Origin of the sequence: Microbacterium sp., from assembly GCF_032084865.1 — a bacterium.
GTDB lineage: Bacteria > Actinomycetota > Actinomycetes > Actinomycetales > Microbacteriaceae > Microbacterium.
Genome location: NZ_DAMDLU010000092.1, coordinates 1 through 11284, shown reverse-complemented (window position 1 = coordinate 11284; position 11284 = coordinate 1). Strand labels below are relative to the sequence as shown.

Below are 11284 nucleotides of genomic sequence, written 5' to 3'. Positions count from 1 at the left end.
GACAGCAGGCGGGGTGACCGCCACCGCGTCGGGCACGACGGTGCCGGGCACGTCGGCCCGGCCCTTCGTCAGCGCGTCGCGCAGGCGGCGCAGGTCGGCACGCCGCAGGCTGGGGCGCTTTCCGCTGTCAGAGTCGGTCATGGCATCGTCCTGTCGCGGGCAGGATCACGCCTGAGTCGCGAAGCCGTTCGGATTCTTGACCTGCCAGGCCCACGAATCGCGGCACGCGTCGGCCAGCGAGCGCGTGGTGCGCCAGTCGAGCTGCTCGTTCGCTTTCGCCGGGTCGGCGATCGTCGTGGCCAGGTCTCCCGCGCGGGGCGCGACGATCTCGTAGGGGATCTCACGCCCGCTCGCCTCGGCGTACGCGCGCACCACCTCGAGCACGCTCGATCCCTCGCCCGACCCGAGGTTGTACGTCTCGACCCCGGCGGAGAGGTGCGCGAGTGCGGCGACGTGGCCCTCGGCGAGGTCCATCACGTGGATGTAGTCGCGCACACCGGTGCCGTCGACGGTGGGGTACTGATCACCGAACACGGCGAGCTTCTCGCGCCTGCCGACGGCGACCTGCGCGACGAACGGCATGAGGTTGTTCGGGATGCCCGCGGGGTCTTCGCCGATCTCACCCGACGGGTGCGCGCCGACCGGGTTGAAGTAGCGCAGCAGCACCGCCTCGAGCTCGGGCCAGGCGACCTGCACATCGGCGATGATCTGCTCGATGAACGCCTTCGTGCGGCCGTACGGGTTCGTGATGCCGACGCCGACGGGCTGGTTCTCATCGAGGCGCTCGACCCCGGCATCCGGAGTGCCGTACACCGTCGCCGACGAGCTGAAGACGAGCTTGCGCACATCCTTCTCGCGCATGATGTCGAGCAGGTTGAGCGTCGAGTTGAGGTTGGTGCGGAAGTACCGCGACGGCTGGGCCACCGATTCGCCGACGGCCTTGAGACCGGCGAAGTGGATGACGGCGTCGAAATCGACGTCGGCGAGCGCGGCATCCGCTGCCGCCCGATCGGCAAGGTCGGCCTCGATCACCTGCACGCTCTTGCCGGTCAGCTTCTCGACCCGCCGCAGCGACTCGGGACTGCTGTTCGAGAAGTCGTCGACGACGATGACATCGTCACCGCGCTCGAGCAGCCCGAGAGCGACATGGGATCCGATGTAGCCGGCACCGCCGGTGAGGAGAACGCGCACGACACCGATGCTACCGGGCGGCAGGCCGCGGCTCAGGATCACCGCAGGTTCCCTCAGATCGCCGCAGTTCTCACCGCAGGCCTTCGGCGACAGCAGAGACGTGATTAGCGTGAGTGATGCGTTGCGGAATACCCGAACGCATCGGGCCTCTGCCTGGCTCCGCGTGCCGCCCGAACGGTCACGCGAGCCCTACGGGGACGCGCAGAGGCCCGACCTCTTCTCGTCAGCGGGCCAGCAGCGCGTCGATCCGGGTGCGCAGGTCGCGTGGCCGGAACGGCTTGGTCAGGTAGTCGTCGGCCCCCGCCTCGAGACCGCGGGCGACGTCGGCCGTGTCGCCGAGTGCGGTCAGCATGATGATGTGCGCCTCGCTCACCGCCCGGATGCGTCGGGCGGCCTCGAGCCCGTCGATTCCCGGCATCGTGACATCCAGCGTCACCAGCAGCGGGTGGTGGTCTTGCACCGCCGTCACGCCGTCGAGTCCGTTGTCGGCCGTCACGACGGTGAACCCCGCGGCGCGGAGTATCTGCGCCACCAGGTCACGCACGTCACGATCATCATCTACGACGACAGCGGTCGACGAGAACGCGTTCACATCAGTCATCTCAGAGTCCCCAATACTCTGGAAGGGATGGACGCCGATTCCCCAGGGCGTCCGCTCACATGCTACATGTCGAGCCGACCCCGGTCGAGAGACTCGATCTGCGCTGCATCCGCCCGCACCCGCTCCCACCGGTCTCCGCCTTCGGCGTGCGCGCGCCGGGCGGCCTCATCGGCATTCGCCGTGAGAGCTTCGAACTCGTAGCCGGCCGCCGAGACCGGCGCCCAGCCGATGCTCGCCGTCAGGCGAAGCGGCAGCGACCGGTCGTGCTCCGTCCGTGCGACCCGCTCGAGCAGCTCGGCGAGCAGCTCGCGCACGCCGCCCTGAGAGCGGGGCACGAGAGCGAGGAAGCGGGTCGAGTCGACCTGCTCGATGTCGGCGTCGGCGGGCAGCGCGCTGTCGACGTCGCGCGCGAACTTGTGGGCGACGGCGTTGAACTCGGCCGTGCTCGACGCCGTGCGGATGTCGTCGGGATCGTCGAGGCGGATGTCGAGCAGCGACCACCAGTCATCGTCGGCGGCGCGCGCACGCTCGAGGCGGCCGCGTGCGGTGCGCTCGAACACGTCGCGCGGCAATGCGGCGCCCACGTCGCTGCGCACGGTCAGCAGCAGCGTGGTGATCAGCGCGCACATCACGTACACCGACATCCCGATCATGTTCATGGTGCGCACGAGATTCAGCGCATCGGAGCCCACGATGAGTCCGCTCATCGCCAGCAGCCCGTTGACGTCGATGATCACCGCGAACACGATGAACGCCGACGACACGCCCAGCAGCGGCAGCGCCTCGTCTCGCACGCGCGGCCCCAGCGCGACCAGCTCGACGATGATCAGGGCGGCGAACACGGCCGTCGCGGTGAAGAGCACCCGCACCGCAACGCCGTACACGCCCGCGAAGCTCGACAGCAGCAGAATGACCGGCGAGAGCAGACCGAACAGGTAGCCGATCATCAGGTGCTGCCGTGCGCGCCCGCGATAGGCGCGCAGCCCCGACCACAGCAGCGGCATGGGGGCGATCGTCAGACCCGTGCCGAGCGCACGCACCGGCTCGGATGCGACGTGATCCTGCGCCAGCCAGACGTACGCCCCGACCATCGCGATCGCGAAGGCGGCCGACCACAGTGCCGTCGCTCGCGACGGCCGCGGCAGGAACCCGAGTCCGATGAACAGCACCGTCGCGAGCGTGGTCAGGGCCACGACCGGCATCATGAGCGTCGAGTTGATCATCGGGAAGTCCGTTCGCGTGCAGGTTCGGGGTAGGGGAGGAGGATGCTGACGCGCGTGCCCTGCCCGAGTTCGCTCGCGACCTCGAACCGGCCGCCCTGCGCCGCCACGATGTCGCGCGAGATGCTGAGGCCGAGGCCGGTGCCCGGGATGCCGCGCTGCCGCGCGAGTTCGGTGCGGAACTCGCGGTCGAAGATGCGCGGCAGATCCTCCTGGGAGATCCCGATGCCGTTGTCGCTCACCAGCAGACGCACCTCACCGTCGCCTTCGCGCTGGCCGTGCACCACGACCCGGCCGCCGCGCTGGGCGTACTTGATGGCGTTGCCGAGCACGTTGTCGACGACCTGCCGCAGCCGGAACGCGTCGCCGTGCAGCGGCAGGTCCTCGAAGAGGCGTGCTTCGATGGCCACCCCCGACGCCTCGGCGGCCGGCGTGAACCCCTCGACCGAGGCGGTGGCGACGTCGGCGAGGTCGAACGGTGCGTCGCGGTCGTCGTTGCGGGCCTCGGGCACGCTCAGCGTCTGGTCGATCAGCTGCTGCATCCGCGTGCCGGCGTGATCGATCACGCCGAGCTGCCGACGGGTGGCCTCGTCGACGACGTCCTCCCGCTCGAGCAGAAGGTCGACGTGACCGAGGATCGCGGTGAGCGGGTTGCGCAGCTCGTGCGCGATCGAGCGCCGCAGCGCGGCCTCGCCGGCCCGCGGGTCGAGGCTCTCGGTGACGTCTTCCACCCGCAGCAGCACCCCGTCACCCGGGTCGTCGGGCTCGAGCACCTGCGTTGACGCCCGCAGAGCCCGCCACTGACCGTCGAGGCCGAACAGCCACACGAGCTGGTCGTGGAAGAGCTCGCCCCGGCCGGCCCGGGCGATCATCGTCTCGCCGGCGGGAACGGGTTCGCCGCGCCGCGTGCGGTACTCCACCGCGCGCGAGGGATGCAGCCGCGCGGACGCGTCGAGCGCGTACAGCGTGTGGAAGGCCGCGCTCGCCACCTCGACGACGCCGCCGGGGCCGACGCGGGCGACGCCGATGTCAAGCGCGTCGAGCACGCGCAGGTTGCGTGCCTTCTGCTCCTGCACCCGCTGCAGGGCGTGGGCGAGGCGGTCGGACTGCGCACTGAGAAGACGGCGCGACGACCGGTTGCGCGCCGAGCCGACCCGCATGATCACCCCCACGAAACAGAGCGAGAGCATCGAGATGACCATGCCCATCGTCGCGGTGACGGTCACGCCGTCCCACAGCAGCAACACGAGCTGGATGGCGGCGATCAGCGCGAGCATCGTCACCAGCGTGAATGTGCGGAAATAGGTCGCGACCCACGCGACGGGGAACACCCACAGGAACATCGCCGCGGGGGTGTGCCCCGCCACCATCAGACCGATCATGGCAGCGTCTATCGCCGGGAGCACGAGCACGGAAGCCGAGGGCAGGCGATGCCAGGGCGCCGACAGGGCGACGAGTGTGACCGCGATGATGGTCACGGTGCTGACGCTGAACTGCCAGTCGACGAAGCGGGTCGGCTCGAGGGCGGCCACGCCGACGGCTGTCGCCACGGTCGTGAAGGCGATCACGAGCTGCCATTGCCAGATCGAGCGGTCTCGGCCGTCGCCGAAATGGCGGCGCGCACGGGGAGACAGTGCGGACCCCCTCAGCATGAGCGACAGTGTACCGGGGCGAGAATCCTGCGGCAGGCCGCGTGGCATCCCGCCGCGTCGGGACGTGTGCTGCGCGGTGGATACGATTGGCTCCGTGAGCGTCGCCCCGAACCAGCCGCTGTCTCCGTACCGTGAGATCGACCGCGCCGATTGGGCGCGCCTGGCGGCGGGGATCGATCAGCCTCTCACTGAGACCGAGGTGGTCGGCATCCGGGGCATCGGCGACCGCCTCGACATCACCGAGGTGCGCGAGGTCTACCTGCCGCTGAGCCGCCTGCTCAGCCTGTACGCCAGCTCGACCCGCGAGCTGGGCGCGGCCACCAGCGCATTCCTGCAGGAGAGTGACACGACGACCCCGTTCGTCGTCGGGGTCGCCGGATCGGTCGCCGTCGGCAAATCGACCATCGCCCGCCTGCTGCGCGAGCTGATGAGCCGCTGGCCGGGCACCCCGCGGGTCGAGCTGGTGACGACCGATGGCTTCCTCTACCCGAACGCCGAGCTCGAACGTCGCGGGCTGATGGACCGCAAAGGCTTTCCCGAGTCGTACGACCGGCGTGCGCTCATCTCGTTCCTCACCGAGGTGAAGAGCGGCGCCGTCGAGGTGCGCGCTCCGTTCTACTCGCACATGCGCTACGACATCGTGCCCGACGCGCACGTCGTCGTGCGCCGCCCCGACGTCGTGATCGTCGAGGGCCTCAACGTGCTGCAGCCGCCGCCCGCTCCGAACGATGTCGCGGTCAGCGACCTGTTCGACTTCTCGATCTTCGTCGACGCCGACACCAGCCACATCGAGCGCTGGTACATCGACCGCTTCCTCGCGCTGCGTCAGAGTGCGTTCAGCAACCCGTCGTCGTACTTCAACGTGTTCGCGCACCTCAGCGACGACGAGGCGGTCGCGACGGCGCTCGGGTTCTGGAACGAGATCAACATGCCCAACCTCGTCGAGAACGTGATGCCGACCCGGCACCGCGCGACGCTGGTGCTGCGCAAAGGCGCCGAGCACGCCGTCGAGAGCGTGCGGCTGCGCAAGGTCTGAGCGGGCCTCACCCGCTCGCGATCACCTGCCGGCGGTCATTTGGCCGGATGCTCGGCGAGGTACTGCGGCACGGAGTCGTTCCTCAGCGCCTCTGACAGCGCCGCAAGGCCGTCCCAGTCGGGCTGCACGATCGACTGGTCGCCGACCATGCCCGTGCCGAGAGTCGGCGAGGTGAGGAAGACGATCTCGCTCTTGTCGACCTCGCGCAGGCTCAGACCGAGAGAGGCCACGGTGCCCGCATCCAGCCCCTCGTCGACCGCGAGGAAGGGAGCCAGAGCGGCGACCGAGGCCGAGATGCGGCCCGGGTCGGTCAACGTCTCGCGGCTGACCAGCTTGTCGAGCATGCCCTTGATGAACGCCTGCTGGTTGCGCACGCGCTGGTAGTCGCCGTCGGTGAACGGGTAGCGGGCACGCACGTAGGCGAGCGCCTGATCTCCGCGCAGCTCGATGGGCCCCTGGGCGAACGAGTACTTGCCAGAAGTGAACGCGATCGAGTTGTTCACGGTCACGCCGTCGAGCGCCTCGCTCAGGCCTTTGAACCCCTCGAAGTCGGTGATCGCGACATGGTCGATGCGCACGTCGGTGATCTCCTCGAGCGTCTGCACGAGCAGCGGGGTGCCGCCGAACGCCAGCGCCGAGTTCAGCTTGCCGTTGCCGTAACCGGGGATCGGCACCCAGTTGTCGCGCATGAACGAGATCACCTGAACACCCGAGCGGTCGGCGGGGATGTGCACCAGCAGCATCGTGTCGGCGCGCTGCCCGCGAATCTCGTTCACCGATCCGCCCAGGCCCTCACGCGAGTCGGAGCCGAGCAGCAGGATGTTCAGCGCATCGGGGTTGCTCGGCGTCGGCCGCGCCACGTCGGTGGGGAACACCTCCGCCGACGGCAGTGTCTCGGCCTTGTTGTACGACGAAGCTAGGCTGCCGAGATAGACCACGGCGGTCACGGCGACGGCGATGAGCACGGCGACGATGCCGAAGACGACGCCCCAGATCCATCGGCGAGCCCGACGGGAGCGCGGCTGGGTGACGGTGGCGGCCCCATCGGGGTCGGTGATCTGCATAGAGGGATTATCCCGTGTGCCGCTGGGAATTCTTGACGCGGGCGGGACCGGCGGTCCCAGGGGTGAAATCAGGGGTGAAATCAGGGGAAGTCGTCGTGAGGCGACCCGCGTAACCGCCACGCTGGCAGAGACCCAGAAATGCGGGCGCGTCGTCCACCCGAGGACGAGCCGAACGGCCCTGCTGCCCGCATCGCCTGGGTCATCCGCGTGCGCGAACGCCGCGGGACACACCAGGGGAGACGATCTTGATATTCCGTGCTGGGCAGACGCAGCATCTGCCTGATTCGAACCGACCACGATCCGAGCGCCGCTGGCGTTTCGGCCTGAAGCGCCTCGTCGCCGGTGCGGCGAGCACCGCCGTCGTGGCGTCGTCGCTCGTCATCGGCGGTATCGCCGCCGCGCCGCCTGCGGCCGCCGCGGAGCCGTTCATCTGCGAGGCCGGTTCGGTGTACGTGCAGGGCACCGATGTCGGCCAGAACACCACGCGCGTGCGCGAGTTCAACGTGAGCGCGAACGGGGCAGGCGGTGCGCTCGACACCAGTGGCACGGGCGTCGGCGCCGGCCACCAGAACAACGGCCTCGGGATCTCGTCGGACGGGCGCTACGCCTACACGGTCACCAACACGGATACGGCCAAGTTCGTGTCCAAGCACGATCGCCTCGAGAACCGCACAACCACTTCTTCGCAGATCCCCGCGAACGCCGGACTGGACAGGTCGATCCTGCGCGGCGCGGTGAACCCGATCTCGGGCGTCTACTACTTCGCCAGCGGCACCAGCAGCAACGGCATCAAGCTGTACGCCTGGAACGAGAAGGCCAGCACCGCGACGGCCGTGCAGGTCGGCACGCTGAAGCCTGCGAGCGGCAGCGCCGCGTTCGGCTCCAACGGCGACATGGCGTTCAGCGCCTCAGGCCAGCTGCTGCTCGTCGCCGACAAGGTCATCTACTCTGCGGACGTGCCCAACGCCGCGCAGATCGTGCAGAGCACCGCCGACATCTCGGCCAAGCAGGTCTTCGCGATGGAAGGCGCGGTCGAGGGCAACGGCATCGCCTTCGGGAACTACGGCCACATCTTCGTGTCGGCTGGTGCCCCGAACAGCAGGGGCACCATCATCGAGTACGACCTCGGCAAGGGCGCGGAGGTCAGCCGGACGTCGATCGACTTCTCGCCGACCGACATGTCGAGCTGCACCTTCCCCAACACGATCACCCTGAAGAAGGACCTGCCCGCCGGCCGTCAGGCGGCCACCGACCAGTTCGGGCTGCGTGTCGACGCCCCGACGGGGTACAAGACCCCTCGCACCGACGCGACCACCCGCGGCAACGCCCCCGGTCTGCAGCCCGATTACGTCGGTCCGGTGTTCGTCAACCAGGGCGACACCTTCACGCTGAGCGAACGGGCCTCCGGCACCACGAAGCTCGACCAGTACGCGTCGTCGCTCGCCTGTGAGGAGATCACCCCCACAGACACGAAGCCCGTCGCGGTGACCGGCAGCACCGTCGTGCAGCCGCGAGGCGAGCAGGGCACCTCGCTCGAGTGCACGTTCACGAACGCCAAGCTCACGCCCGGTCTGGCGCTGCGCAAGACGTCCGACCCGGCATCCGGCACCGCCGTCGATGCGGGTCAGAAGATCACCTACACCGTCGAGGCTCAGAACACGGGCGACACCGCCCTCGACCCCGTGAGCGTCACCGACGACCTGTCGGCCGTGCTCGCCCACGCGACGTACTCCGGCGATGTGAAGACGCGCATCGACGGCACGGATGTCACCTCGGGCGCCGCGGCCGTCGACGGCACCACGCTGGCATGGACGGGATCACTGCAGCCGAGCCAGGTCGTCACGATCACCTACTCCGTCATCGTGAACGACGACGTCGCCGGTGAGACGATCGCCAACCGCGTCACCGCATCCGGCACGCCCCCGGGCTCTTTCGAGCCCATCATTCCCCCCGCAGTGACCACGCAGCACCCCGTCGCCGGCTTCGTCATCGACAAGACCGCGAACCCGGCATCCGGCACCGTCGTGCAGCCCGGTCAGAAGATCAGCTACACCGTCACCGGCACCAACACCGGCGCCACCACGCTGAATCCGGCCCGCATCAGCGACGACCTCAGCAAGGTGCTCACGGGCGCCGCCTACAACGACGACATCGTCACCACGATCGACGACGTTCCGGTCACCGCCGGCGCCGCGACGATCACCGGCGACGAGCTGGCGTGGACCGGCTCCCTCGCCGCCGGCGCCACCGTCACGATCACCTACTCGGTGACCGTCGCGGAGGGCGCATCCGGCACCGTCATCAGCAACACCGCATCCGGAGATGCGACACCCACCACGCCGAACCCTGCCGACCCGAACGGGCCGCAGATCCCCGGCACGCCCATCACCCCGCCCACGGTCACGACCGAGCACCCGGTGATCGGCTCCGGCTTCACGATCAGCAAGTCCGCCGACCCCGCATCCGGAACCGCGGTCGAGGCCGGAGACACGATCACCTACACCGTCACCGGCACCAACACCGGCGACACCGAACTGCGTCCCGCCGAGATCGTCGACGACCTGTCGGCCGTGCTCGACGATGCGCGGTACAACGATGACGTCAAGGCCAGCCGTGGTGCCGCCGAGGTGGAGAACGGCACGCTGACCTGGACGGGAACGCTCCCGAAGGGGGCATCCGTCACCATCCGCTACAGCGTCACTGTGAAGGCGGGCGTGACGAGCGCGGTGCTGAACAACAGCGCTGAGGGGTCCGCCACCCCGCGGATCCCCACCGACCCGTCCGACCCGCAGAGCCCGACCACGCCTGGCACCGCGATCACGCCGCCGCCGGCGACGACGACGCACCCCGTCGTCGACAACGGCTTCACCGTGAGCAAGACCGCGACGCCAGACACTCGCACCGCCGTGCGCGCGGGTGATTCGGTCACCTACACGGTGGTCGGCAAGAACACCGGCAACACCGTGCTCGACCCGGCCAGCCTGTCTGATGACCTGTCGGCGGTGCTCGGATCCGCACAGCTCACCGGCGACATCACGGCCTCCACGGGCACGGCCGCGCTGAACGGTCAGCTGCTCACCTGGACGGGCACGCTCGCACCCGGTGCCTCGGTCACCCTCACCTACACGGTGACGGTGAACGACGACGCCACCGGCGTGCTGCTGCGCAACACGGTCGCGGGCCAGGGCACGCCCCTGATCCCGGCCGACCCGACCGACCCCGAGAGCCCGACCACTCCGGGCACCCCGGTGACCCCGCCCCCGGCGAGCACCGAGCACCCCGTGGTGAACCCCGGGTTCACCATCGTGAAGTCGGCGAACCCGGCATCCGGCACGCGCGTCGACCCGGGCAGCGTGATCGAGTACACCGTGACCGGCACCAACACCGGCGACACCGTGCTCGACCCCGCGACGATCACCGACAACCTCGCTGACGCGCTCGCAAACGCCGCCTACAACGGCGACGTGGAGGCGACCACCGGAACCGCGAAGGTGACCGGCAGCACCCTCACCTGGACCGGCTCGCTGAAGCCCGGCGACGACGTCACCATCACCTACTCGGTGACGGTCGACGGTGACGCCGGGGGAGAGACGATCCGCAACTCGGTGACCGGCTCAGCGACCCCGCAGATGCCCGAGGACCCGAGCGACCCCGACAGCCCGACGACACCCGGCACCCCGGTGACGCCCCCGACGGTGACGACCGAGCATCCGGTCAACGCGCCGGGCTTCACGTTCGCGAAGACCGTCGACCCGGCAGCGGGCACGGCCGTCGACCCGGGCCAGGTGCTGACGTACACCCTCACCGGCGTCAACACCGGCCAGACGGCGCTGCCCCTGGTAGAGATCGCCGATGACCTGTCGGGCGTGCTCTCGCACGCGTCGTACAACCGTGACGCGGTGGCGAAGGTGAACGGCACCACTGCCACGGCCCCCGCTGTCGCGGACGGAACGCTGTCGTGGGAGGGGGAGCTCGCGGTCGGTCAGACGGTCGTCGTCACTTACTCGGTGACGGTCGGGGCGGATGCCATCGGCGAAGTGCTGAGCAACTCCGCCACCGGAACCGCCACCCCTCCCGGTGGCGAGAAGATCACCCCGCCGCCCGGCACCACCACCAACCCGGTAAACCTGCCCGGATTCTCGGTCTCGAAGAGCGCCGACCCGGCCGGCGGCGACGTCGACCCCGGCGACACCATCACCTACACGGTGACCGGTGCGAACACGGGTGAGACGGCCCTCGACCCGGTCACGATCGTCGACGACCTGTCGGGCGTGCTCTCGGGCGCCTCGTACAACGGCGACGCGACCGCGACGATCAACGGAGCGGCCGCTGCTGCTCCCGCGGTCGCCAAGGGCAAGCTGTCGTGGAGCGGTGCGCTCGCGGTCGGTCAGACGGTCACGATCACCTACTCGGTGACCGTGAACCCGGATGCCGGCGGCGCGCAGCTGAAGAACTCGGTCACGGGCGCAGCCACACCTCCGGGTGGGGTGCCGCCGATCGAGACGCCGCCGGCGACCACC

The 11284-nt window shown here is 69.4% G+C and carries 7 protein-coding genes; 2 read left to right on the top strand and 5 right to left on the bottom strand.

Annotated features, from left to right (window positions below; genetic code table 11):
• Window positions 1-165: 165 nt before the first annotated feature.
• The 4 genes from galE to RT309_RS10260 all read right to left on the bottom strand — a co-directional run bounded on the left by galE (window position 166) and on the right by RT309_RS10260 (window position 4664).
• Window positions 166-1191, bottom strand: a complete 1026-nt coding sequence (galE, locus tag RT309_RS10275; protein WP_313356776.1) for a UDP-glucose 4-epimerase GalE — start codon at window positions 1189-1191, stop codon at window positions 166-168.
• Window positions 1192-1414: 223 nt separating this feature from the next.
• Window positions 1415-1792, bottom strand: coding sequence for a response regulator (locus tag RT309_RS10270; protein WP_313356775.1), 378 nt, complete (start codon window positions 1790-1792; stop codon window positions 1415-1417).
• A gap of 62 nt (window positions 1793-1854) precedes the next feature.
• Window positions 1855-3015, bottom strand: coding sequence for a hypothetical protein (locus tag RT309_RS10265; protein ID WP_313356773.1), 1161 nt, complete (start codon window positions 3013-3015; stop codon window positions 1855-1857).
• Window positions 3012-4664: a HAMP domain-containing sensor histidine kinase gene (locus RT309_RS10260; protein ID WP_313356771.1), complete on the bottom strand. Its 1653-nt coding sequence runs from the start codon at window positions 4662-4664 to the stop codon at window positions 3012-3014. Before RT309_RS10260 ends, RT309_RS10265 begins: the two co-directional genes overlap by 4 nt.
• Window positions 4665-4749: 85 nt before the next feature.
• On the opposite strand from RT309_RS10260, the gene coaA reads away from it, so the two are divergent.
• Complete coding sequence (coaA, locus tag RT309_RS10255) at window positions 4750-5700, top strand: type I pantothenate kinase (protein WP_313356778.1); 951 nt, start codon at window positions 4750-4752, stop codon at window positions 5698-5700.
• Between the two features lie 35 nt (window positions 5701-5735).
• Here coaA and RT309_RS10250 read toward each other — a convergent pair whose 3' ends face one another.
• Window positions 5736-6764, bottom strand: a complete 1029-nt coding sequence (locus RT309_RS10250) for an LCP family protein (protein WP_313356769.1) — start codon at window positions 6762-6764, stop codon at window positions 5736-5738.
• A 245-nt stretch (window positions 6765-7009) separates the two neighbouring features.
• Between RT309_RS10250 and RT309_RS10245 the strand changes: the two genes are divergently transcribed.
• A partial coding sequence (locus tag RT309_RS10245) for an isopeptide-forming domain-containing fimbrial protein (RefSeq protein ID WP_313356767.1) occupies window positions 7010-11284 on the top strand: 4275 nt, incomplete at its 3' end.